Origin of the sequence: Gordonia cholesterolivorans (genome assembly GCF_039531975.1) — a bacterium.
Lineage (GTDB): Bacteria > Actinomycetota > Actinomycetes > Mycobacteriales > Mycobacteriaceae > Gordonia > Gordonia sihwensis.
Genome location: NZ_BAAARB010000002.1, coordinates 197,197 through 220,871, shown reverse-complemented (window position 1 = coordinate 220,871; position 23,675 = coordinate 197,197). Strand labels below are relative to the sequence as shown.

At 67.5% G+C, this 23,675-nt stretch carries 25 protein-coding genes and 1 pseudogene; 9 read left to right on the top strand and 17 right to left on the bottom strand.

Features of this window, described 5'->3' with window-relative positions; genetic code table 11:
- Window positions 1–42 precede the first annotated feature (42 nt).
- The 3 genes from ABFX36_RS02730 to ku form a co-directional block, all read right to left on the bottom strand.
- Complete coding sequence (locus ABFX36_RS02730; RefSeq protein ID WP_045538085.1) at window positions 43–519, bottom strand: DUF4334 domain-containing protein; 477 nt, start codon at window positions 517–519, stop codon at window positions 43–45.
- A gap of 50 nt (window positions 520–569) precedes the next feature.
- On the bottom strand, window positions 570–2,036 hold the full coding sequence (locus ABFX36_RS02725; RefSeq protein WP_045538086.1) for a flavin-containing monooxygenase: 1,467 nt from the start codon (window positions 2,034–2,036) through the stop codon (window positions 570–572).
- A gap of 119 nt (window positions 2,037–2,155) precedes the next feature.
- Window positions 2,156–3,016, bottom strand: a complete 861-nt coding sequence (gene ku / locus ABFX36_RS02720; protein ID WP_006896851.1) for a non-homologous end joining protein Ku — start codon at window positions 3,014–3,016, stop codon at window positions 2,156–2,158.
- Window positions 3,017–3,078: 62 nt separating this feature from the next.
- Here ku and ligD point away from each other — a divergent pair, with 62 nt between their 5' ends.
- Window positions 3,079–5,043 (top strand): non-homologous end-joining DNA ligase, encoded by a 1,965-nt coding sequence (ligD, locus tag ABFX36_RS02715; RefSeq protein ID WP_045538087.1) that lies wholly within the window; start codon window positions 3,079–3,081, stop codon window positions 5,041–5,043.
- A gap of 6 nt (window positions 5,044–5,049) precedes the next feature.
- Here ligD and ABFX36_RS02710 read toward each other — a convergent pair whose 3' ends face one another.
- Window positions 5,050–5,643 (bottom strand): helix-turn-helix domain-containing protein, encoded by a 594-nt coding sequence (locus ABFX36_RS02710; protein ID WP_006896853.1) that lies wholly within the window; start codon window positions 5,641–5,643, stop codon window positions 5,050–5,052.
- A gap of 18 nt (window positions 5,644–5,661) precedes the next feature.
- Here ABFX36_RS02710 and ABFX36_RS02705 point away from each other — a divergent pair, with 18 nt between their 5' ends.
- Complete coding sequence (locus ABFX36_RS02705; protein ID WP_039867626.1) at window positions 5,662–6,375, top strand: AzlC family ABC transporter permease; 714 nt, start codon at window positions 5,662–5,664, stop codon at window positions 6,373–6,375.
- On the top strand, window positions 6,372–6,686 hold the full coding sequence (locus ABFX36_RS02700; RefSeq protein ID WP_006896855.1) for an AzlD domain-containing protein: 315 nt from the start codon (window positions 6,372–6,374) through the stop codon (window positions 6,684–6,686). Before ABFX36_RS02705 ends, ABFX36_RS02700 begins: the two co-directional genes overlap by 4 nt.
- A 7-nt stretch (window positions 6,687–6,693) precedes the next feature.
- Here ABFX36_RS02700 and ABFX36_RS02695 read toward each other — a convergent pair whose 3' ends face one another.
- On the bottom strand, window positions 6,694–7,116 hold the full coding sequence (locus tag ABFX36_RS02695) for a nitroreductase family deazaflavin-dependent oxidoreductase (RefSeq protein ID WP_006896856.1): 423 nt from the start codon (window positions 7,114–7,116) through the stop codon (window positions 6,694–6,696).
- Between the two features lie 136 nt (window positions 7,117–7,252).
- On the opposite strand from ABFX36_RS02695, the gene ABFX36_RS02690 reads away from it, so the two are divergent.
- From ABFX36_RS02690 to dps, 3 genes are all read left to right on the top strand, one after another.
- Window positions 7,253–7,840, top strand: coding sequence for a type 1 glutamine amidotransferase domain-containing protein (locus ABFX36_RS02690; RefSeq protein ID WP_006896857.1), 588 nt, complete (start codon window positions 7,253–7,255; stop codon window positions 7,838–7,840).
- A 63-nt stretch (window positions 7,841–7,903) separates the two neighbouring features.
- Complete coding sequence (locus tag ABFX36_RS02685; RefSeq protein WP_006896858.1) at window positions 7,904–8,233, top strand: hypothetical protein; 330 nt, start codon at window positions 7,904–7,906, stop codon at window positions 8,231–8,233.
- A gap of 55 nt (window positions 8,234–8,288) precedes the next feature.
- Window positions 8,289–8,843 carry a DNA starvation/stationary phase protection protein Dps gene (gene dps, locus ABFX36_RS02680; protein ID WP_006896859.1) on the top strand — a complete coding sequence of 185 codons (555 nt, stop codon included), beginning with the start codon at window positions 8,289–8,291 and terminating at the stop codon, window positions 8,841–8,843.
- A gap of 146 nt (window positions 8,844–8,989) precedes the next feature.
- On the opposite strand, the gene ABFX36_RS02675 is transcribed toward dps, so the two are convergent.
- A complete protein-coding gene (locus ABFX36_RS02675) occupies window positions 8,990–9,220 on the bottom strand; it encodes a hypothetical protein (protein WP_006896860.1) in 231 nt (76 codons plus the stop codon).
- Between the two features lie 126 nt (window positions 9,221–9,346).
- Between ABFX36_RS02675 and ABFX36_RS02670 the strand changes: the two genes are divergently transcribed.
- Complete coding sequence (locus ABFX36_RS02670; RefSeq protein WP_006896861.1) at window positions 9,347–9,961, top strand: CHAP domain-containing protein; 615 nt, start codon at window positions 9,347–9,349, stop codon at window positions 9,959–9,961.
- A 28-nt stretch (window positions 9,962–9,989) separates the two neighbouring features.
- On the opposite strand, the gene ABFX36_RS02665 is transcribed toward ABFX36_RS02670, so the two are convergent.
- Genes ABFX36_RS02665 through ABFX36_RS02615 form a run of 11 tightly spaced genes read right to left on the bottom strand, consistent with a single transcriptional unit; the run spans window position 9,990 to window position 21,401 of the window.
- Window positions 9,990–10,601, bottom strand: coding sequence for a hypothetical protein (locus tag ABFX36_RS02665; protein ID WP_006896862.1), 612 nt, complete (start codon window positions 10,599–10,601; stop codon window positions 9,990–9,992).
- Complete coding sequence (locus ABFX36_RS02660) at window positions 10,598–11,173, bottom strand: hypothetical protein (RefSeq protein ID WP_039867627.1); 576 nt, start codon at window positions 11,171–11,173, stop codon at window positions 10,598–10,600. The genes ABFX36_RS02665 and ABFX36_RS02660 overlap by 4 nt, the downstream gene beginning before the upstream one ends.
- Entirely contained in the window at window positions 11,146–12,558 is a 1,413-nt protein-coding gene (locus tag ABFX36_RS02655) for an MlaD family protein (protein ID WP_006896864.1), read from the bottom strand. Before ABFX36_RS02655 ends, ABFX36_RS02660 begins: the two co-directional genes overlap by 28 nt.
- Window positions 12,555–13,655, bottom strand: coding sequence for an MCE family protein (locus tag ABFX36_RS02650; RefSeq protein ID WP_006896865.1), 1,101 nt, complete (start codon window positions 13,653–13,655; stop codon window positions 12,555–12,557). Before ABFX36_RS02650 ends, ABFX36_RS02655 begins: the two co-directional genes overlap by 4 nt.
- Window positions 13,655–14,776 (bottom strand): MCE family protein, encoded by a 1,122-nt coding sequence (locus ABFX36_RS02645; protein WP_045538092.1) that lies wholly within the window; start codon window positions 14,774–14,776, stop codon window positions 13,655–13,657. Before ABFX36_RS02645 ends, ABFX36_RS02650 begins: the two co-directional genes overlap by 1 nt.
- Window positions 14,773–15,765: an MCE family protein gene (locus tag ABFX36_RS02640; RefSeq protein WP_006896867.1), complete on the bottom strand. Its 993-nt coding sequence runs from the start codon at window positions 15,763–15,765 to the stop codon at window positions 14,773–14,775. Before ABFX36_RS02640 ends, ABFX36_RS02645 begins: the two co-directional genes overlap by 4 nt.
- Complete coding sequence (locus ABFX36_RS02635) at window positions 15,762–16,799, bottom strand: MCE family protein (RefSeq protein ID WP_006896868.1); 1,038 nt, start codon at window positions 16,797–16,799, stop codon at window positions 15,762–15,764. The genes ABFX36_RS02640 and ABFX36_RS02635 overlap by 4 nt, the downstream gene beginning before the upstream one ends.
- Window positions 16,796–17,962 (bottom strand): MCE family protein, encoded by a 1,167-nt coding sequence (locus ABFX36_RS02630; RefSeq protein ID WP_006896869.1) that lies wholly within the window; start codon window positions 17,960–17,962, stop codon window positions 16,796–16,798. Before ABFX36_RS02630 ends, ABFX36_RS02635 begins: the two co-directional genes overlap by 4 nt.
- A complete protein-coding gene (locus ABFX36_RS02625; protein WP_006896870.1) occupies window positions 17,959–18,822 on the bottom strand; it encodes an MlaE family ABC transporter permease in 864 nt (287 codons plus the stop codon). Before ABFX36_RS02625 ends, ABFX36_RS02630 begins: the two co-directional genes overlap by 4 nt.
- A gap of 33 nt (window positions 18,823–18,855) precedes the next feature.
- On the bottom strand, window positions 18,856–19,629 hold the full coding sequence (locus ABFX36_RS02620) for an MlaE family ABC transporter permease (protein WP_006896871.1): 774 nt from the start codon (window positions 19,627–19,629) through the stop codon (window positions 18,856–18,858).
- On the bottom strand, window positions 19,626–21,401 hold the full coding sequence (locus ABFX36_RS02615) for a GMC oxidoreductase (protein ID WP_006896872.1): 1,776 nt from the start codon (window positions 21,399–21,401) through the stop codon (window positions 19,626–19,628). Before ABFX36_RS02615 ends, ABFX36_RS02620 begins: the two co-directional genes overlap by 4 nt.
- Window positions 21,402–21,632: 231 nt before the next feature.
- On the opposite strand from ABFX36_RS02615, the gene ABFX36_RS02610 reads away from it, so the two are divergent.
- Both ABFX36_RS02610 and ABFX36_RS02605 read left to right on the top strand, forming a co-directional pair.
- Complete coding sequence (locus ABFX36_RS02610; RefSeq protein WP_006896873.1) at window positions 21,633–22,247, top strand: TetR/AcrR family transcriptional regulator; 615 nt, start codon at window positions 21,633–21,635, stop codon at window positions 22,245–22,247.
- Between the two features lie 114 nt (window positions 22,248–22,361).
- A pseudogene (locus ABFX36_RS02605) lies at window positions 22,362–23,675 on the top strand (HNH endonuclease signature motif containing protein); the annotation flags it as partial.

The following is a 23,675-nucleotide window of genomic DNA, read 5'->3' as shown; positions in this document are numbered from 1 at the left end:
GCTCCCGCACACCGGGCAGGCCGGATCGGCGGCTGTGCGGCGTCACTCCCGGACGAGGAAGAAGTAGAAGTGCCGGTCGCGGACCAGCGACGTCTTCCCGTTCATGATCCCCATCAGCGTCCGCTCGTCGACGCGCTTGAAATGGTCGATGACCGGCTGACCGTCGTAGACCATCGAGGCCGTCGACTCGCCTCGGAAACCGACCATCCACGCGCTCGCCTCGCCCTTGCCGATCTCGGTGTCGGAGTACAGCGAGCCGTCGTCGGCCACGCACACCATCGGCTTCACGTCGTGCCACGAGTGGAAGGTCTTCCCGTGCCACCTCACCGCGGCCAACCGGCCGTCCATCGGGTGCCCCGAGGGCAGTTCCCCACCCCGCCACGAACCGATCAACTCGTCCACCTGCACCACTGGAAGAGCGGCCCAGATCCGGTCGAGGTCGGCCGGGTCGCTCACCTCCTGAGATTCGGCACGACGGAAGAAATCGGCGACGGCTTCGTCGCGCGTCAGCTGAGACATGACTGCACTGTACGTCTCAAGCTCCTGCTACGGAACCCGTCGACCGTCGTTCAGGCGAAGGTCATCTCCTCGGTCACGTCGTACTTGCGCGCGTCGATCGCGTCCAGAACCAGGTTGTGGCGCACCTGCCAGGGTGCACGGTCGCCCGCCTTCGGCAGTCGGTCCCCGGCGCGCCGCACATAGCCCGAGTCGAGTTCTAGCAACGGGTGCGTCTGAGGCTTCGCGCCGTGCAGGGACGGCACCGCGCGGGTGTACCCGTGCCGGCGCATGTACGCCAGCAGTTCGGCGACCGCCTGACTGGTGAGGTCCACCCGCAGCGTCCACGAGGCGTTGGTGTACCCGACCGACCACGCGAGGTTGGGAACGTCGTTCAGCATGTATCCGCGGTAGGCGTACTTGTCGCCCGCCTCGAAGTGCTCGCCGTCCACCGACAGTGAGGCGCCGCCGAAGGTCACCAGGTCCAGACCGGTCGCGGTGACGATGATGTCGGCCTCCAGATGACGGCCCGAGTCGAGGTCGATGCCGGTGGGAGTGATCTGCTTGATGGTGTCGGTGACGACGTCGGCGTCGCCGGCCTTGACGGCGCGGTACAGATCGCCGTCGGGGATCACGCACAGTCGCTGGTCCCACGGCTCGTACTTGGGCCGGAAATGAGTGTCGACGTCGAATCCCTTGGGCAGCATCGACTTCGCGATCCGCCGCATGAGCCGCCGCGAGAGCTTGGGGAAGCTCCGGCAGAACAGGTACAGGCCGAGGGTGATGAAGGCGTTCCGCCACCGGATCACATCGTGCGCGAGCTGCGGCGTCAGCACTCGCTGCAGCAGCTTCGTCATCCCGTCCTCCCACGGGTACGGGAACATGTAGGTCGGCGAGCGTTGCAGCATGGTCACACTGCCTGCGGTCGGCGCCATCGCCGGAATGAGCGTGACCGCGGTGGCTCCGGAACCGATGACGACCACCTTCTTGCCCGCGTAGTCCAGATCCTCGGGCCAGAACTGCGGATGCACGAAGGTCCCGGTGAACGTCTCCTCGCCGGGGAAGTCAGGCCGATACGGGGCGTCGTACTTGTAGTAACCGGTGCACATGTAGAGGAAGCGGGTGACGATCGTCTGCGGCACCCCGCCGATCAGCGCGTCCACGGTCCACAGATCGGTCGAGGTGTCGAAGTCGGCGCCGGTCACGTCGACGTCGAAGGTGATGTGGTCGAAGATGCCGAAGTCGCGGGCGGTCTGCTCGAGGTAGTCGCGGATCTGGTCGCCTTCGGCGATCGTCCGCGAGCCTCGCCACGGATTCCAGGGAAAGCTGAGGGTGAAGATGTCGGAGTCCGAACGCACGCCCGGGTACCGGAACAGATCCCACGTGCCGCCGATCCGCGACCGACGCTCCACGATCCGGTAGTCCAGCCCCGGATTCCGATCCCGGAGCCGGTAGGCGGCATCGATTCCGGACAGTCCCGCTCCGACGATCAGCACGTCGAGCGGCTGGTCAGTCGACCCGCCACGCTGCGCATCAGCCATTTCCGCCATCCTCCATCACCCGAGCGACATCTATGATGTGCATCACTGTACAGATCGGTGTCCCGCGGAGATTTCGGCTCCCGGAAGGGTCTGAGAGACCGTTCCGGGAGCCAAAGTTTTCAGGCCGACTTCTTCTTGGCCGCCTTCTTGGCCGGAGCCTTCTTCGCCGCCTTCTTCGCGGGCGGTTTCTCGTCCTCGACCTCCCGGCCGCGGCTCTTGACCGACGCCCGCAGCGCCGCGAGAAGGTCCGCGACCTCCGAGTCGTCGTCGGGCGCTTCCTCTTCGGTCTCCGAGAATGCCTGGCCACCGTCGGCTCGCGCCTCGATGAGCTTTCCGAGCTCCACCTGATAGGTGTCCTCGAACTGGCTGGGGTCGAAGTCCGAGGCCATCGTCTCGATGAGCGAGGACGCCATGTCCAGTTCCTGATCGCGGATCTCGACGTCGGCGTTCAGGAAGTCGAAGTCCGGCACCCGGACCTCGTCCGGCCACAGCAGCGTCTGCAGGGTCATCACGCCGTCGATGACCCGCAGCGCTGCCAGCCGTGTCCGGTTCCGGAGCGTGAAATTCGCAATGGCGAGACGCTCGGTGGTCTCCAGCGCCTTCGCGAGCAGCACATACGCCTTCGGCGACTTGGACGCCGGCTCCAGGTAGTACGGCTTGTCGAAGTAGATCGGGTCCACCTGGTCGATCGGCACGAACTCGAGGATCGAGATCTCCGGGCTCTTGTTGACCGGCAGGGTCGCGAGGTCTTCCTTGGTCAGCACCACCTGCTCGCCGCTCTCGGACTCGTAGGCGTTGGCGATCTTGGAGAACTCGACCTCGGTATCGGTGCCCTCCCGCACCCGCCGATACCGGATCCGGGCGCCGTCGGCGGAATCGACCTGATGCGAACTGCGGTCGTGGCTCTCCGTGGCGGAGTACACCTTGACCGGCACGTTCACCAGACCAAAGCTCAGATCACCTCTCCAGATCGAGCGCATGTCCGTCATTGTGCCAGGAAAGAGAGCCGAGAGGCAGGTGTGCGCGTGGACAATGGTCTCCTATGACGCGATCGCATCTCGACGTGGACGGGCGCAGGATTGTGCTGACCAACCTCGAGAAGGTGTTGTATCCGGAGACCGGGACTCGCAAGTTCGACGTCGTCGACTACTACATCCGGATCGCTGACGCGATGGTGCCGCACATGGCCTCGCGCCCGGTGACCCGCAAACGCTGGCCGGGCGGAGTCGAGTCGGCGCCGTTCTTCGAGAAGACCCTCCCCGCAGGCGCACCCGACTGGGTGGCCCGCTTCACGATCGAGCACTCCGAGCGCCGGACGGTGTACCCGGTGGTCCGGTCGACTGCCGATCTGGTGTGGCTGGCCCAGGTGGCCGCGCTGGAGCTCCACGTGCCGCAGTGGCGCATCGACCTGTCCGACGACGAGGAGCGCCGCACCGACCGCATCGTGCTCGACCTCGATCCCGGGCCCGGCGTGACACTGGACGACTGCGCCGCCGTGGCCCTCGACATCCGCGCCATGCTGACCGACGCCGGTCTCGAGTCGTTCCCGGTCACCAGCGGTTCCAAGGGGATTCACGTCTACGGGCGCCTCGCATCGCCCGTGCGGTCCGAATCGGCGCGCACCGTGGCCCGCCAGATCGCGACCGCCCTGGCGCAGGCGCACCCCCGCACCGTCACCGCGACCATGGCGAAAGCCGAGCGCGAGCGCCGGGTCTTCATCGACTGGAGCCAGAACACCGCCGCCAAGACGACGCTCGCGCCGTACTCGCTGCGTGGACGCGAACGGCCGTGGGTCGCGGCGCCGCGGTCGTGGGACGAACTGTCCGAGTCCGGACTCGCCCATCTGCTCTGCACCGAGGTCCTCGACCGCTACGAGAACGACGGCGATCTGCTCGCCGGACTGTCGGAGGCGAGCCCGCCGGTCCAGACGACCACCGTTCCCGACGACGCGGTCGTCGACCTCGGCGAGTATCGGAAGAAACGGTCCTCACGCTCTCGGAGGGAGAGCGTCGCGCCGCCTCCGCGAGAGAGTGCGCCCGCCCGCGACAGCGAGGTCGACGATCCGCTGCCCGGTCTCGTCGGACTCCGCCCGATGCTCGCCACCGACGACCCGATCGAGTCCCTGACCGACGACTGGGCGTACGAGGGCAAGTGGGACGGTTTCCGGGCACTGATCAGGGTGGTGGGCGGCCGGGTCCGGTTGATCTCGAGGTCGGGCAACGACCTCACCGGCGACTTCCCGGAACTGTCCGTGTTCGGTGACCTCCTGGTCTCCGGCGGCCGACCGGTCGACGCCGTGCTCGACGGTGAGATCGTCGCGATCAACGACGCCGGGCTCACCGACTTCTCGCTGCTCGCATCGCGGAGGCGCAGAGCCGAGCCGCACGAGCTCCGGGTGCACCTCTTCGACGTCCTGTACCTGGACGGCGTCCGAGTGTGGGAGCAGCCGTGGGAGGTGCGGCGCGAGATCCTGGAGTCCCTCGACTACTTCGACGGCGAACCGCTGATCGATGTGCCGCCGCTGCTTCCCGGGCCGGCGGAGACCGCGATCCGCACCGCACGGGACCGGGGGTGGGAAGGGGTCATCGCGAAACGGCGGGCTTCGTCCTACGCGAGCGGACGCCGCAGCCCCGACTGGCGCAAACAGAAGAACTGGAACGACATCGAAGTGGTGATCGGCGGCTATCGGCCCGGTCGCGGCTCCGAGTCGAAGATCGGATCACTGCTGGTCGGCCTGCCCGCCGAGCGCGGCCTGCGCTACCTCGGCCGGGTGGGCACCGGTTTCAGCGACGCCGAACTCGACGCACTGCTCGAAGAACTCCGGCCCCTGCGGATCAGCATGTGCCCGTTCATCGACGACATCGACAAGCCCGTCGCGGGCAGCGCGACGTGGGTGCTGCCGAAGATCGTCGCGGACGTGCAGTTCATGGACTGGACGTCAACGGGGCACCTGCGCCATCCGAGTTGGCGCGGAATCCGCCGTGACAAGCTGCCGGGCGACCTGTGAGCGCTCTCAGGACTCGCTGAGCAGAACCGCGATCGTCCCCTCCTCGAGAGCGTCGAAGATGTGCTCGATGTCGCCGGGATAGTTCACGTAGTCGCCGGGCGACAGTTCCACGGGCGCCTCCGTCGGCCCCACCGACGCCCGGCCCGAGCAGAGCACGACGTGTTCGACGACTCCTCTGGCGTGCGGTTCGGAGACTCGGGGACGGCCGGGCTCGGCGCGGATCAGATAGGCGTCGCGGCGCGTGCCGTGCCGCGCCGCTGACAGCAGGGTGGCGCTGTAGTGATCGGCCTCGCCGGCGGAGATCGTCGCACCCTCGCCCAGCCGGATCACTTCGACGGTCGGACGAGGCGCGTCGACCAACGCCGAGAACTGGATTCCGAGTGCGACGCTGAGTGCCCACAGCGTCTCCACGCTGGGGTTTCCCTCCCCGGACTCCAGCTGTGACAGAGTCGACTTCCCGATTCCGGCACGGCGCGCGAGTTCGGCCAAGGAGATGCCCGCCCGCGCCCGCTCTCTCTTCAGTGCCGCCGCGACGAGTTTCTGCGGACTCACATCGTTCGACAGAGCGGACGAACGTTCATTTTGACGAACCTCTTCCATAGGTTCATCATAGTGGACATGCGTTCATCATGGAGAACACTCGTGCGGCGCGCGCCCCGCGAGATCATCGCCATCGCGTTCTCCCTCTGGATCGTCGGCGTCTCGTACGGCGCCGCCGCACACGGGATCGGCATGGCATGGTGGCAGGTCCTGCTGATGGCCTGCGTCGTACTCGCCGGATCGTCCGAGTTCGTCTTCGTGTCGGTGGTGGCCGGCGGCGGGCTGCCCGTGGTCGGCGCACTGGCCGGCCTGCTGGTGAACCTGCGCAATTTCTCGTACGGGCTCTCCGCCGGCCGATTCCTCCGGGACGACCGATCGGCATACGCCGCAGCCCACATGGTGAACGACGAGACCGCCGTCTACTCGGCCGGTCACCGCGATGTGACGGCCGCACGGTCGGCCTTCGTGATCTGCGGAACCGCGGTCGTCATCGCATGGCCACTCGGCGCGCTCACCGGTGCGATGGTCGGGCAGGTGATCGCCTCGCCCGAGACGCTCGGGCTGGACGCCGCCTTCCCCGCTCTGCTCATCGCCCTGGCGCTTCCCGCACTGCGCGACCGGGAGACGCGTTGGGCGGCCCTGTTCGGCGGGACCATCGCGCTGGCGACGGCGGGCTTCGTGGCCGCCGGACTGCCGATTGTGCTGGCGTTGTTCGGAATTCCGCTCGGGCTGATGGTGACCGGCCGCCCGCGCGTTGACCGGAGTCGCGAGCCGGAGAGCGTGCCGTCGTGACCGGCTGGGAGTTCGCCTGCGGCGTCGCGATCCTCGCCGGAGGGACCTATCTGATCCGGGTCGCCGGCGTGCGGCTGCGCAGCCGGATCACCGTCTCACCGGCGGTGGAGACCCTGCTGGAACGGTCGACGATGATCCTGTTGATCGCCGTCGGTCTCACCGGCGCCCTGTTCGCCGGCACCGAATTGAGCGATCCCGCCCGTCCGATCGGAGTCGCAGCCGGTGCGGTGGCGGCCCTGCTGCGCGCGCCGCTGGCCGTCGTGATCGTCGTCGCGGCAGCGACCACCGCGGCACTGCGACTGGTGCTGTGACGGCGGGTCACTCCAGGACGAAAACCGGAATCTGACGGTCGGTGTTCTGCTGGTACTCGCCGTACGGCGGGAATGCCTCGACCGCCAGCTTCCACCAGTGCTCGCGCTCCTCGCCGGAGACCTCGCGCGCAGTGAGGTGGAAGACCTCCGTGCCGTCCTGCACGGTGACCTCGGGGTGTGCCTTCACGTTGTAGTACCAGGACGGGTTCGACGGCGCGCCGCCCTTGGACGCCACCATCGCGTACTTGCCGTTCTCCTCGACCCGCATGAGCGGGACATACCGCTGCTTGCCGGACTTGGCGCCGAGCGTGGTGAACAGCACCACTCTCATGCCGTTGATGTCCGCGACGTCGGTCGTGCCCGCGGCCAGGATCTTCTCGGTCTGATCGCGCACCCAGTCGGTGGGGCTCAGTTCGGGGGAATCACTCATGGTCCCGATGGTAGGGCGATCGCCCGCGGCAGGGCGTCGACATCGGCAGGTTCGACCGACTCGACGTTTGAGAGCCGCATGGACGGGGTATCCCGGCACTGCATGTCCGCCGCAGCACAGCTGGAGGGAGTTCGCCATGACAGTGCACCATCACGACCCCGACCTGAGCGGACGGGCCGTCGCGTTCCTGGTCGCGCCGGAGGGCGCCGAGGAGCGCGAACTCACCGACCCGTGGCAGGCCGTGCGCGAGGCCGGTGGCACTCCGACTCTCGTGTCGACCGTCGGCGGAACGGTACAGACTTTCCGCCACCTGGACCGCGCCGCCTCATACCCGGTCGACGAGGTGGTCGAGAATCTCGACTCCACGGATTTCGATGCGCTGGTGCTTCCCGGCGGTGTCGCGAATCCGGATTATCTGCGGACCGTTCCCGGCGCTGTCGAGTTCGCGGCGCGGTTCCTGGAGTCGGGCCGCCCCGTCGCCGCGATCTGCCACGCGCCGTGGCTGCTCATCGAGACGGGTCTGATCGGGGGTCGCCGGCTCACCGCCTGGCCCAGCCTCCGAACCGACGTGCGCAACGCGGGCGCCACGTGGGAGGACGGGCCGGTGGTGGTGTGCGACTCGGGCCCGGGTCCGTTGATCACCAGCCGGGCGCCGGACGATCTGCCCGCCTTCGACGAGGCTCTGCTGCACCGGTTCTCGGTCGCGGCCACGGGCCGGCCCTGATGCCTTTCGTTCAAGGAGGTTCACATGAGACGCAGCGAATCCACGCCGGGAGGAGGCCCGCCCATGACCGGAGACCATCTGAGCGCCGCGACCGTTCGTCCACTGAAGGCGCTCGGGCTGATCGGCTACGGGCTGCTCCTGATCGCCCTGGTGCTGATCGCCGTGACCTTGACCACCGCGGCGGCCGACGACGCGCTCGCACCGTGGATCGTGGCGACGGTGGTCTGCGCTGTGGCCGCGGTCGGATGCCTCGGTTGGTCGCGGGTGAGGTTGCGGTCCCATCGCGCGCTCGACCGTCCCCAGCACGACCCGCTCATCCCGGAGACGACGGCCGAGGAGGCCGACGAGTACGAGCACCTGCATCATCCACGCGGCCGCCGCAGGAGGGCATGATCGCCGAGCGATCACCCGCCCGTGCGACGGCCGACCCGACAGACGAGGAGGCACCATGTCACTCATCAACACCCATCAGCCGGAGATCGGCGGTCTCTCGCACACCGAGTCCGATGCACTGATCTCGATCCTGCAGCACCGGCTCAGTTCCCTGATCGATCTGCATCTCACGCTCAAGCATGTTCACTGGAACGTGGTGGGCCCCAACTTCATCGGAGTCCACGAGATGCTCGACCCGCAGACCGCCACGGTCCGCGGATTCGCCGACGTGCTCGCTGAACGCATCGCGACGCTGGGCGGCTCGCCGAGCGGGACATCGGCGGGTATCACGAAGAATCGCGACTGGGACGATTACGATCTCGGCCGCGACACCGTCCAGGCGCATCTCGCGGCCCTCGACCTCGTCTACACCGGGGTCGTCAAGTCCCATCGCGACGCCATCGCCGAGGCGGGGATGATCGATCCGATCACCGAGGACGTCCTCATCGGCCAGACGCGCGAACTCGAGCAGTTCCAGTGGTTCCTGCGCGCCCATCTGGAAGACCGTTCCGGCGAACTGGCACACGCGGGGTCGCATACCGAACTCGGCGCCGCCGACGCAGCTCGCTGAGGAGGTCGCTCGCTCAGCAGCTCGGTAGAAACGAGACAGAGGCACATGAATCGGCGGCGCTGCTCGGGCAGCGCCGCCGATTTCGCTGGTTCATCTCGCTGGTTCCGGAAGCCGGACTGCGATCTGGCGAAACGCGTCCAGTGACCTCAGACGAGCCTCGCGCGCAGCAACTTCTTGCCCATCTCTGCGCCCTTGAGGCTGTCGCTCTGCGCCTTCGTGAACAACTCCACCGTCTCGTGGTCGCCGTCGCGCTCGGCGTCGGCGATGAAAGTGTCCATCCGAAGCGCGTTCGACAGGCACTTCTCCACGTACCAGATCAAGTTGTACGTCTTGTCGCGTGTTCCGGTCACTTCCCCGGACTCGGTGCTTGCAGACATGCCGCGTCCTCCCTTCACATAGTCGGTATTCGTCCGTCCGGAAGCGAACTCCGTTCCGGACATCGATCGGGTTCCCGATCGCCGAGGCCCCGAAACATGGGCCCGGGCGGCGGATACGCTGGCCGAATGTCACCCCGCCGCCGAAGGCTCACAATCTGGCTCGCAGTCGTCGTCGTGCTCCTGGGCGGCGCGACCGCCGTGGCCGTCCACGAAGGCGCAGTGGGTTTCGTCCGGACCTGGTGGAACAACCGCGACCGCGCCTATCCGGACCTGGACACCACTGCTCTCGGCCCCACGCAGAAGCGCATCGTCACCGTCACCCGCGCGGAGTTCGACGCCCAGCCGCCGGGCACCAAGTACTCCGAAGGGGTCGACGAGGAGTGGTGCGCCGACTTCGTCAGCTGGGTGATGCGCGAGTCGGGCGTGCCCTTCGAGAATCCGTTCTCCGGGCACTGGCGGATCCCGGGGGTGTACACCCTGACCGAGTACTTCCAGTCGCAGGGACGTTTCCGCGCCGCAGACTCGGGTTACCGTCCCGTTCTGGGCGACGTGATGCTCTACTCCACGAAGAGCTTCTTCCGTCAGCACACCAACATCGTGCTCGACTACTCCGACGGGGAGGTCACCACCGTCGGAGGCAATGAGTGGGGCGGACACGTGAAGGTGAACCGATTCCGGATCGGCGGATACGTCGGACTGGTCGGCTACGGCGTCCTGCCGTCGAAGCGCGCGGCCGAGTGACGGTGTCATCGACCACGCGCCTCGACGATCAGACCGGGACGAACTCGGAGATCTTCCAGGAGTCGCCGTCCTTCGTCAGGTCCACCCGGACGCGGCTGCCGTCCAGGCGCGGACCCTCCATCCCCTTGCTGGTGGTGGTCTGATTGACGAAGAGCAGGACGGTCACCGCATCGGCCTTCGCGGACACCACCGATGCTTCGACGACCTCGGCCTTGGTGACGATGTCATCGCGTTTGGCCGCCGGCTGGATGACCGAGGCGCCCAACTCGGTGTACTCGGTGAGGAACTTGCCGGTCAGCAGGGTCTTGGCCGCCTCGGGAAACGCCTGATCGATCGTGCGGTAGTCGTAGCTGAGCAGTTGCGGGACGTCGCGACGGGCCGACGCGAGCGCCGACTGGCCGGCCGCGACGTCGGCGTCGGCACTCGCCGCGGCCCACCACACGTAGCCGAGCGTCCCGGTGCCGGCGATCGTCACCGCGGCCAGGACGCCGACGACGATCCGGCGCATGCGCACCGTCAGGCCCGCGGGCCACAACAGCACGCGGTGCAGCAGTCGTCGGCGCGTACCCGTCTCGGCGACGTCCGGTTCCCGACCGGCCGGCTCGGTCGCCGCTTCGGTCGCCGCTTCAGTCGTCGTCATGACACGAACTCCACATTCCCGACTTTCCAGTCGTCGCCCTGCCGTTCGAGGTCCACCAGCATCCGGTAGACGCGTTGCTGCCCGTCGGGCGCCTCGGTGTTCTTCACCACCGAGCTGACCGCCGCCAGGACCTTCGCCGAGTCGTCGTCGGCTTCGACGATCCCGGCCTCCTTCACCGCGCCCGTGGAGCGGACCTCGCCGGACGCCAGCACCTGTTCGAAGGACGTGGCCAGCTGGCCGAACTGCTTCTGGAACGAGCCGGTCGCCACCGCTGAGATCCGGTCCAGATCGGCCTTGGACCGCTTGTAGTCCAGACTCACCAACCCCGCGACCACCTCGCGTGTCACATCGAGGACCTGGGCATCGCGGCTCTGGTCCCGTCTCGCGTGGTACAGATCGACGCCCTTGACTCCCAGCATCGTCAGCACGACCGCGGCGGCGATCACCAGCGACCACACCACGACCACCGCCGAACGCCGCGACTGAGCCCCGGGCGCCGGCTGCCCGCCATCGGACTGCCCGTCATCCTCCTCGTGGTCGGCGTCTACCACTTGATCAGCAACGACTGCCATGTCGCGTTCCCCTTTCCGGATGCTGTGCTGGTGGGCGTGCCGACGAAGTAGGTCACCCCGTCGGGTCCTCGGAATCCGCCCGTCTTCTCCGAGTAGGGAATCGGCCTGCTCGCCGCCGCGGACGTGCGCCGGCGCGGGCTCGGCGGGTCGCCTGCGCTCGCCGAATGCGGCCGCGCGAGCATCTCGGGCCACGTCGAGGGCAGCCCGCGCGGACAGTCGGCGACGAGTGCGGTCCGCACCGAGAGGTCGGTCGCACACGGCACGTTCCGGGCGCCGCGCGCCACCTTGGGGTTGGCGGCGAGGACGTCGCAGTACTGGTCCGGGACCACCGGGACCTCGCGCATATCCGACGGATCGCGGCGCTGCGTGCGGCCGTAGCCCTCCGTGCACGGCGGCGGGTTCAGCGTGTTGCCCAGCTTCACGTCGAGCGGTGCCTGCGGGCTCTCCCCCAGCGCGAAGTCCTTGACCGAGTACAGCGTTCCCGACGTGAACGCCGGGTACACGGTCAGGATGTGGCGCAGGCCCGGCACATTGACCCGCAGCACCTGTCCCACCGTCTGCAGGTTCGCGAGCAGGGTCGGCAGCGTCGGCGTGAGTTCGCCCAGGGTGGTCGACACCTCGTCGGCGGCTGCGGGGGCGTCTTCGAGCAGGGTCCGGATCCGGCCGTCGCTCATGGCGAGCTGGTCGGTGAACGAGGCCAGGTCGGCCACCGACGACCGCAGGTCGGCGGCCACCTTGTTGCCGGTGCGCAGCAGCGGATCCGCGTCGCCGATCAGCGTGGTCGTCGGCACGAGGTCGATCTGGGCGAGCCGCAGCAGTTGCTGCGACGAGTCGATCAGGCGGGCCAGCCGGTCCCCGGACTGCCCGAAGCCGTCGGAGACCGCGTCGATCGTGGTCTCCAGATTCTGCGGTGACAGCGCCGCCACCAGATTCATCGTCCGGCCCAGCACGTCCTTGGTCGGGGTCGGCGTCACATTGCCGGCGGCCGGCAGGACGTCGCCGTCCTCGAGCGACGGACCGTCTGCGGAGCGCGGAATGAGGTCGACGTACTGCTCGCCGACCGCCGACTGACTCCTGATGTGCGCGGAACTGTCGCGCGGGACCTTGCGGTCGGAGTCGATGCGCAAGGTGACCCGCACCGGAGCCGACGGGTTCGCCAGATCCAGGTCGACGCTGTCGACTCGTCCCACGGTGACGCCGCGATAGGTGACCAGTCCGCTCTCGTACACCCCGCCCGCGGCACCGAACTCGGCGACCACCCGATAGGTGCCGAGACCGGTGACCCGCCCGATGCCGATGTAGGTGATCGCTCCGTAGACCACGCTCACCACGGTGAGCAGAGCGAACACGATCAGCTGCCATTTGACCAGGCGCGTGAGTCTCATCGCCGGCCTCCCTTCGGCGCCGCGAACGGCGCACGCAGCGGGTCGGCCGCCTGTCGGGACAGCATCATCTTCTCCACATCGATCTTCGGCAGGCTGCCGATCACCTTGTCCCGGATGGCGCCGACCGACAGGTCGAGCGTGAGGAACAGATTCTGGAAGTCGCCCTTCATTCCCTTGTCGATCGTGGTGACCGGAAAGGGAATCGTCAGACCGACGAGCAGCGAACCGACCAGGTCGTCGCCGGACTGCTCGAGTCCGTTCAGGGCGGGCCGCAGTTCGGAGACGATCGCGGTCAGATCGTCATGGCTCCGGGAGAGCACCGAGGACACCTTCTCACCGAAGGTTCCGACGCGGCCCAGCATCGTCGTGAGGTTCTCCCGCTGGTCGGCGAGGACGGTGAGCGCCGGCTCGAGTCCGTCGATTCCCGCGGCGATCGTCGAGTTCTGATCGGCGAGCGAACCGCTGAGCCGACCGAGCGCGTCGATCGCCCGACCGATGTCGTCACGCTGCTCGTTGAGCCGGGTCACGAGCGTCTTGAGTCGGCCGATCGCCTCGTTCGCCGTGGCCGTCCGGCCGTCGGTAGCGGTGTTGAGTTCGGTCATGATCGACCTGAGTTGTTCGAGTCCGCTCCCGTTGAGGACGAGAGACAGCGCCGCGAGCACCGACTCGGTTGACGGGTAGGCCGACGACGAGTTCACGTCGATCGTGTCGCCGGGCAGCAGGTGGCCCGCGGCCGGCCGCTCCGGGCGAACGAATTCGAGGTACTGGGCACCGAGAACCGAGGTCTGGGCCAGCTTCACCGTGGCGTTCGAAGGGATCTCGACGCCTTCGGACAGATCGACCTCCACGGCGGCGACCGATCGGACCACCGAGATCGATCCGATCTGTCCGACCGTCACGTTGTCGTACTTCACCAGCGAGTTCGACACGAGGTTCTGCACATCGGCCAGGTGCACCGTGACGCGGTACGGGTCGCCGGTGATCGCGTCACCGGGCAGGGACAGCGAGTTCGCGCCGTCGAACCGGCAGCCGGTGAGTGCCGTCGACACCACCGCCAGGAGTGCGGCCAGCACTGCCGTGATCCGGGTGCGCCTCATCACCGGCCTCCCGTCTGGGTCGACGCGCGCGCGAGCTCAGAGGTGAGGACGCGAGTCAGTGTGGTGTTCACCTTCTGGCACTCCTTCTTGGGTGCGTCGACCGTGGTCAGCAGCGCACAGATCAGCGAGACGGGGTCCGGGAAGTCCGCGATCGCCAGCCCGCCGGTCAGCGAGTTCGAGTCCGGGTCGTAGATGTTGTAGAGATTCGACAGGGCAGTCGGCGCCGTGTGGAGGATCTGGGCCAGATCGTCCTCGCGGTCGACGAGCAACCGCGAGACCCGGGTCAGCTCCTTGACGTCGGAGCTCAGCGCGTCGCGGTTCTCCGACAGGTACTCGCGCAGATCCGGAACCATGCCGTTGAGCGCACCGACCGCGGCGTCGAGCTGGGTTCGATTGTCGTCCAGCAGTGCCGACGCGTCGTTGAGCTGTGCCGAGAAGGACACGATCTGATCGTCGGAGGCGCGCAGCGCGGTCACCACCTTCTGCAGGTTCCGCACCGTGCCGAACAGGTCCGGACCGCCGGCCGCGAGGGTGCTCGCCGCATCCGAGAGCGCATCGACCGCATGCCGGAGCGACTGTCCGTTGTCGCCGAGGACCGACGCGGAGGTGTCCACGAACCGGCTGAGCGTGCCCTTCTGATCGTCCGCGGTGGGGCCGAGCTGAGCGGCGAGATCGGTCACCTGCTTCTTGATCTCGTCGTACCCGACCGGCACCGCGGTCCGCGTGAGACCGACGACCGCGCCGTCGGCCAGCGCGGCCCCGCGCGAGGCCTCCGGATCGAGCGGTTCCGGATTGACGAACTGGACGTACCGTCCCGACACCAGGGTCGGCGAGACGATCGCCGCGCGGGCCGATGCCGAGACGAAGACCGAGTCGTCGTAGGAGACCTCGACGGTCACATCGCTCGGCGCGGGTGCCACCGATTCGACCGTCCCGATCGCCACGCCGCGCATCTTGACCGGATCGCCGGGGAACAGCCCGGTGGCGTCGGTGAAGTGCAGTGTGGCCCGCGCGGTGTGGGTGCGTTCCCAGACCACGGACACCGTCAAAGCCACCATCGCCGTCACGACGATGCCGATCACGATGAGCGCCGGGACGCCCAGCCTTCTGACTGCGTTCATCGTCCGCCTCCCGGGCTGCCCGGCTGCTGTCCGCGCAGGTTCGCCGGCGTGATGTTCTCGAGCAGTACGGCGAAGAACGGTCCGCTGCCGAGGACGTCGGTGAACTGCATGACGTACGGACGCATGCCGGCGATCGACTTGTCGAGGTTGGTGTAGTTCGCGTTCAACGTGTCGGTGACCTTCCGGAGCTCCTCGAGCATGGGCGGCGTCGAAGTGCGGTTCTCGACCGTGACCCGCTCGATCTCATCGGCGACGCCGCGCAGGCTGACGAGCACCCGGCGGATGACTGCGGCGCGGTCGTTCAGTGCCGCGAAGAGCGCATCGCCGTCGTCGATCAGCCGGGTCAGGTTTCCCTTCCGCTCGGCGAGGACGCCCGAGAGCGAATCGGTGTGCTGCAGCAGGGTGCGGATCCCCGCGTCGCGGCGCGAGACGGTCCGAGCGGCGTCGGCGACGTTCTCCAGCGAACCGCCGAGATCGTCCGGGAGCCCCTTCAGCACCTGGCTCAGGCTCTGCACCGCATCGGTCACCTGCTTCTTGTCGGTGTCGCCTACCTGCTCGGTGAGCTGGTTCAGCGAATCGGTCAGGTCGAATCCCGAGGTGGTGCGCGAACGCGGGATGCGGTCGCCGAGTTCACCGCTCCCGCCGGTCGTCAGTTCCACGTAGCGACGGCCGAGCGCGGTCTCCACCTTGATCGCGGCACGCGTCTGCGAGCCGAGATCCCGCCACCCCTGTGTGAGCCGGAGCCCGACGTCGACGTGGTCGTCCGCCAGGGAGATCGACGTGACGCTGCCTGCGGCGACGCCGGCCACGTGCACCTCGTCGTCGACGTTGAGGCCGCTGGCGTCGGCGAATTCGGCGACGACGGTGGTGGTGCCCGGCCAGAACGGCAGCGACCGATAGTTGAAGGCCAGCGCGAGGACCACCAGGATCGCCGCGGTGCCGATGATCCCGGCCCGGACGGCACGGGAGGAGTCGTCAGGTCTCATCATTTACACCTCTGAGCGGGGACTTGGATCATCGGAGTGTCCTGGTGCCCGCCGTCGAGCGTCGGGTACCGGATGGCCAGACCGCACACGAAGAAGTTGACGAAGCTGCCGTAGCCGGAGGACCGGCCGAGCAATCGGTAGGCCTCGGGCAGCTTGTTCAGGAGCATGTTGATCGTCGTGGTGTTCTTGTTGAGGTTCGCCGCCAGCCCGCGCAGGTGCGCGATGTCCGCGGTCAGATCCGGCCGGACCTGCGACAGCAGGCTGTCGAGCTGCGAGGTCGCCGAGTCGATGTGCGTGAGACCGTCCATGATGGTCGTGCGGTCCGCGGCGAGCCCCGAGACCAGTCGCTGCATCTGGCCGATCATCGAGCTGAACGCGGCCTTCCGTTCGTCGACCGTGCCGAGCACGGTGTTGAGGTCGGTCACCACCGAACCGATGGTCGCGTCGCGGTCGGCGATGGTCTTGCCGAGTTGCCCGAGCTGGGTGATGACCTCGCCGATGTCGTCGGTGCGGCCGTTGAGGACCGACACCAGGGCCGCCGAGAGGCGATTGGTCTGGTCCGGGTCCACGCCGGTGAGCAGCGGCTTGAAGCCGTTGACCAGGGCGTCCATGTCCAGGGCCGGTCGCGTGTGCGCCACCGGGATGACCGACCCCTCCGGCCGCTCCGGCGCCACGGGCGTCGACGGCGTCTTCAGCTCCACATAGCGATCGCCGATCAAGTTCTTGTACTTGATGCTCACGTCGGTCGCCTCGGTGACGGCGATGTCGGAGTCGACGTCCATGGCGATCTCGGCGCCGAGGCCCGGTCCGGTGCTCTCCTCGCGCACCACCGTCACATCGGTCACCTTGCCGACGACGACTCCCGCGAGCTTCACATCGTCTCCGGTGCGCAGTCCGGAGGCTGAGGTGAACACCGCCCGGTACGACTTCGTCGGACCGAACCGGAGGTCGCCGACGATGACGAACAGCACTCCGGTGATCAGTGCGCTGACGAGCAGGAAGATGCCCAGCTTGATCGCGGGCCCGGTCACGTTCATCGAGTCATTCCGTAGATCATGGAGGCGAACGGGTTGCCGATGACGTCCTCCGGGGTCTTCACATCGCGGTAGGCGTGACTGCCGTCGTCGAAGTCCACATGTCCCGGGGCCTTTGCTCCGGGCCCGCGCGGATACCCGTAACAACTGGGGCCCGAGGCACCGGCGTTGGTGCGCGGGGCGTCGACTCCCGGACGGTAGGGCGGATCGCCCATGATGAGCGTGCCCACGATGTCCAGGCCCGCGCGGGCCCCGCCGAAGGCGCGCTCCAAGTACTTGCGCCCGAGGTTGAGTCCGGAGAGGAAGCACGGGAGGATCGGGCCGTAATCGCCGAGGACCTGCGTCGGCGGCGCGAGCGCTTCGGCCGCCTTCACCAGCGGCGTCCCCGCACCGGTCAGGAACCGGTCGCCGGTGTTCCCGAACCGCGTGAAGCTCAGCAGGAACGCGGTCAGCTCGGTCTGCTCGTCGACGACGGTCTTCGAGGTGACGGTCAGATTCCGCACCGTCGTCATCAGGTCGGGTGTCATCGCGGCGAACGTCTCGAGATTGTCGGCGCCGAGTCGGAGGTCGCGCTGCAGGGTCGGCAGCGATCCGTTGAACGTGGCCAGGTAGCGGTTCACATCATCGATGACGGCGCCGAGTTTTCCGCCGCGGTCGACGGTACCCGTCTGCACCGCGGCCAGCGTCGCGTTCACTCGGGCCGGATCGACTCGGTTGAGGATCTTGACCAGCAGGTCGAAGGTGTCGAAGACCTCGACCGGAGTCTTCGACGTGTCGATCGTCGAGCCCTCGGTCAACCTGCCGGCAGCCGGAGCGGACGGGATCGACAGCGCGACGTACTTGCGCCCGAAGAGGGTCGTCGGCTCCATTTCGGCCAGCACGTTGGTCGGCAGCTCGCCGGTCACGCCGGAGTCGATCTCCATGCGGATCCGCGCCTTCTCGTCGGCGACGGTGACTTCGGACACTCGCCCGACGACCACGCCGTGGAGTTTCACGTCCGATCCGGGGAGCAGCAGGAGTCCGGCCCGCGGGGCATTGAGGTAGACGGTCTTGGTGTTCTGGAAGTCGCCGCGGTACGACATCAGCGCGAGGACGACGAGAGCGACGACGACGGCCGCCGCGGTGAAGGCGTACAGCAGGTGGCGGACGCGGGAGTGTTCGATCATCCGGACACCCGCACCGTCGCGTGAACGCCGCCGTAGAGCGCGATGCCGACGACGAAGTCGACGACCATGATGATGATCAGCGAGGTCCGTACGGCGTGGCCGACCGCCACCCCGACCCCGGCCGGTCCGCCGCTCGCGTTGTAGCCGTAGTAGCAGTGCACGGCCATCACCGCCACCGCCATCACGATGACCTTCAGCAGCGAGATCGCCACGTCACTGGGCTGCAGGAACAACTGGAAGTAGTGGTCGTAGGTGCCGGGCGACTGATCGGAGAGGAAGACGCTGACGAACTTGGTCGCCGCGTATCCGGTGAACAGTGCGATGGCGTAGAGCGGAATGATCGCGACCAGACCGGCGGCGATTCGCGTCGAGACCAGGTACGGCAGGGACTGGACCGACATGACCTCGAGGGCGTCGATCTCCTCGCTCACCCGCATGGCCCCGAGCTGCGCGGTGAAACCCGAGCCGACCGTGGCCGTCAACGCGACTCCGGCGATCACCGGGATCGCTTCGCGGGTGTTGAAGAAGGCCGAGATGAAGCCGGACATCGCCTCGACACCGACGCGTCCGAGTGAACTCGAGCCCTGTTGGCCCACCTCGTAGCCCGCGGCCGCGGTCAGGAAGCCGATGATGACGACGGTGCCGCCGATCACCGCGAGGGCGCCCGCGCCGAGCGAGACCTCCGCCAGCAGACGAATCGTCTCCCGGCGGTAGTGGGTGAAGGCGCGCGGTACCGCGCGCAACGACGCGCCGTAGAACGCCAGTTGACGTCCCAAGCGGTCGGCGGGCGTCAGGAGCCGCCCCGGCGCCAGCCGTTCGAACCGTGCGCGAGAGGGTTCCCGCGTTGGTGCACTCGTCATGATGATGTGGTCCTCCGATTCACCGGTGCCCGCCTAGTGCAGAGACAGGGTCGTGATGACGGCGTTCGCCAGGAACAGCAGCACGAAGCTGAGCACGACCGTTTGATTGACGGCGTCTCCGACGCCCTTGGGTCCGCCGCCCGCTTTGAAACCGAGGTGGCATGCGACGACGGCCGCGAGGAGTCCGAAGATCCCCGCCTTCAGTTCGCTGATGAGCAGATCCGAGGTGCCGGTCAGGATGGGAATGGCGGTGATGTACTGACCGGGCGTCGCCCCCTGCAGAAAGACTCCGTACAGATATCCGCCGGTCAGACCGATGGCAGTGACCAACCCGTTGAGGAACACCGCCACCACGCAGGAGGCGATGACGCGGGGCACGGCCAGACGCTGGATCGGGTCGATGCCGAGAACCCGCATGGCGTCGATCTCCTCCCGGATCGTTCGGGAGCCGAGATCGGCGCAGATGGCGGTGGCACCCGCTCCCGCGACGACCAGCACGGTCACGATCGGGCCGATCTCGCGGATGACCGCGATGCCTGCGCCCGCTCCGCTCAGATCGATGGCGCCGATCTCGTTGAGCAGCACGTTGATCTGGAAGACCACCATGACGCAGAACGGAATCGACATCAGCATCGTCGGGACGATCGAGACGCTGGCGATGAACCATGCCTGGGCGACGAGTTCGCGCCACTGGAACGGTCTGCGCGGCAGGGCCTTGAGAATCTCCCAGAAGGTGAGGAAGAAGGAACCGACCGTCTGAACGCCGTTGCGCGCCTTCCCGATTGCGGGAGCGAAAGCCGTCGTCATCGATTCACCGGACGCCCGACGGGCGTGATGGGCAGACGCAGCGCACCCGGTGCCGACTCCGGTACCGCCGGTGCGGCCGGCTGTACCGGTTCCACCCGCCGGTAGCCGAGGTACTGAGCCGGGCGGCTGTCGGTCTCGCCCTTGTTCGGCCACAGCGCCGCCGCGCGCTCGGCTTGCGCGGAGATCGTCAGCGAGGGATTGACGCCGAGGTTGGCCGAGACGGCCGAACCGTCGACCACACTGAGCGTCGGATACCCGTGCACGCGGTGATAGGGATCGATCACCCCGGTCGACGCATTCTCGCCGATCACGCAACCACCGAGGAAGTGCGCGGTCATCGGCACATTGAAAACCTCACCCCAGGTGCCGGCCGGAACGCCGCCGATCTTCTCCGCGATGCGCCGGGTGGCCTCGTTACCCGCCGGGATCCACGTCGGGTTCGGTCGGCCGTGGCCCTGGCGGCTCGACAGCCGCCGGCCGAACAGTCCGCGCCGGGTGAACGTGGTGATCGAGTTGTCGAGGTTCTGCATCACGAGCGCGATGATCGTGCGCTCGCTCCACCCCTTGACCGCGAGAATCCGGGCCGTGGCGATCGGGTGCCGCAGCATGATGCCGAGAAAACGCAGCCAGCGCGGCAGCCGCTGGTCGCCGTCGGTCATCGGCGACTGGAGCATGCCCATCGCATTCGATCCCTTTCCGTAGCGGACGGGTTCGATGTGAGTGTCCGCGGCAGGGTAGAACGACGAGGTAATCGCGACCCCGCGCGTCAGGTCGAGCGATTCGTCGACGCTGTAGCGAATGGCGCCGAGGATGGATTCGGAGTTGGTCCGGGTCAGTTCCCCCAGCCGCGACGACAACTCGGGCAGGCGCCCGGAGTCCTTCAGGTCGTGGAGCAGCCGTTGCGTGCCCCACGTGCCCGCTGCGAGGACGACGTTGCGCGCGGTGAACACCCGGCGGCGCTTGCGCATCCACGCACCGGTCCGGACGGTGTGCACCTCCCACGTACCGTCCCCGGCCAGCCGAAGGTCGGTGACGGTGGTGAGCGGATGGACCACCGCACCGATCTTCTCCGCGAGCCCCAGATAGTTCTTGAGAAGGGTGTTCTTCGCACCGTGCCGGCACCCGGTCATGCACTCACCGCACTCGATGCATCCAGTGCGGTCCGGACCGACGCCTCCGAAGTAGGGATCGGCCACGGTGCGGCCCGGCTCACCGAAGTACACGCCGACCGGTGTCTGGATGAAGGTGTCGCCGGCGCCCATATCGTCGGCCACCGACTTGACGATCGCATCGGCCGGAGTCATGTGCGGATTGGTGACCACGCCGAGCATCCGCCGCGCCTGGTCGTAGTACGGGCTGAGCTCGTCCTCCCAATCGGTGATGTGAGCCCACTGGGGATCTTCGAAGAAGGCGCCCGAGGGCTTGTAGAGAGTGTTCGCGTAGTTCAGCGAGCCACCGCCGACGCCCGCACCGGCGAGGATGACGCAGTCGCGGAGCAGGTGAATCCGCTGGATGCCGTATGCACCCAGCTTCGGCGCCCAGAGGAACCGCCGCAGATCCCAGCTCGTCTTCGCGAAGTCGGAGTCTTCGAATCGCCGTCCGGCCTCGAGCACGCCGACCCGGTAGCCCTTCTCCGACAGCCGCAGAGCGGTCACGCTTCCGCCGAAGCCGGAGCCGATGACGAGCACGTCGTATTCGGTCCGACTGGCGTGATCGGTCCGGTCGACGGCGGCGGTCGGTTCGGACTGAGCGGACTGTCGCGGTTCAGGCATGGGCGTCTCCGTCTGGGGTGATCGAAGCCGGGGCTGGCGGCCTCATCGGATGAGGTGATCTGCGCTATCGGTCATAGACACTGTGATTTGTACTGCACATTGTTTATACGTGCGAGCGTCATATGTCAATCACATCGCCAGTTGTTCGATAGTTGTCAACGGCATTGGGTCATCGAGAATCGGGCCGTTCGCCCGAATCGTGGGAGGCGCGTCCGCACGTACACTGACGCCATGGGCGAGAGTCGGACCTTTCACAGCGAGGTCCGCACCCTGCTTCGGAACCGGATACTCGACACCGTCGGAGATCTCGTGATCGACCAGGGATGGTCCTCGGTCAACATGTCCCGGGTGGCGCGCGAGGTCGGGATCAGCCGGGCCGGCCTCTACAACGAGATGGGCACTCGCCGGGACCTCGCGGCGGCACTGGTCGCCCGCGAAGCCGATCGGTTCCTCACCGGCGTCACCGATGCGATCTCGGCGCACGCCCCGGACCTGGTGGAGGGGCTCGCGGCCGCCGCAGCCGCGACACTCACGACCGGCGAACAGAATCGCCTGCTGCTGTCCGTAGTCAGCGAGGGTTCCCGCGCTCGCGAGAACGAACTCCTGTCGTTGGTAGCGGTCGACTCCGAGACGGTGCTGGGGCGAGCGATGGAAGCGGTGGCGGAGCAGTCGCGGGCAGTGGCTCCCGGACTGCGCGACGAGGATCGGGCGACACTCGTCGAGGTGTACGTTCGTCTCACCGTGAGCCACCTGCTGCAGCCCCGCGGCGACCACGGCGCCGCCGTCGATCAGATCCGCTCCACCGTCTGCGGTCTGATGTCCACCTTCGATGTCAGAGGCGCCTGATACCTTTCAGACAATCAACAAAACAAGGTGTGAACAGCTGAAACACTCGGGGGAGGTGGCAGTGATGGACCACTCGCTGACGCTGCCGGATTCCCCCGCCGAACTGTTGGCCGACGCTGGGACGGCATCTCCACCGGACTGCTGGTCGAGGTCTCCGACCGCAATGCGCATCGCACCGCCGGTTACTTGAATCCGCACCAGTATCTGTCGCAGGGCCTGCGGTTGGGGACGCGGGAAGCCGGACGTCGGGTGCGCCTGACCGAGAACATCGGCAGCCTCTCGAACTTTCAGGGTGAAACGCTGCCGCCACGCAAACCCGCGACCGCCGCGGCGGTCGCCGATGGTTGCATCGGTGCCGAGCATGCCCTGGTGATCTCGGCGGTGCTGGCGAAGGTGCCGGGCTGTATCTCGCCGGAGGTCAAAGCGCGGGCTGAGGCGGAGTTGGCCGCGGCCGCCAGTGGGTTGAACCCGGATGATCTGGGGAAGGTCGGTGACCGGCTGCTGGCGCATTTGGATCCGGACGGGCAGGAGTCCGATCACGTCGACCGGCAACGCCAGCGCGGGTTGACGATCCTTCCGCAGGATCGGCAGTTGATGAGCCGGGTTCGCGGTGCGATGACTCCGGAGTTGCGGGCCAAGTTCGAAGTGATCTTGACCGCGTGGGCGGCGCCCGGGATGAACAATCCCGCCGATCCGGAGTCACCCACCGGAGCCATCGACAGCAACCACATCGACGCTGATGCTCTGGCTGGCGCACGAAGCCGGGACCTGCGCAGCGCCGCACAGCGCACCCACGATGCATTGCTGGCGTTGTGCGACTGGGTACTCGGTCACGTGGGGTTAGGTCGGCCGGACCGGATTCCGGCGGAGTTGGTCATCACCGTCACCGATCAAGAACTCGCCGCACACGCCGGGATCTCCCTGACCGCGACCGGTACCCGCGTTCCGATCGGTGAACTCGTGAGCCTCGCCGCCGACGCGGTGCCGCACCTGGCCGTGTTCCGGAATCACACCAGCGAGGTGCTCTACCAAGGCCGCGGAGCACGCTTCGCCGCCAAGGCGCAACGACTGGCCCTGTTCGCGCGTGATCGGGGCTGCACGGCGCCGGGTTGCGACCGCCCGTTCGCGCAGACTCAGGCTCATCATTCGCCGGACTGGATCACCGCGGGTGGTCGTACCGACATCGATGCTCTCGGTGCCGCGTGCGGACGCCACAATCGGGCCGTCGGCACCAGCCGCGGACAGTGGGAGACCACCGTCCTCACCGACGGACCCGACACCGGACGCATGGCCTGGCGACCGGCCACAGGCAGCGAGCCGTGGCGCCTGAACCCCACCCACCACGCCGGACAGGCACACCACCTGCACCCACCGCCCGCATCACGGGCAGCACCCGGTCGCCGCGCCCCGCCGCATCGTGCGGCCTGA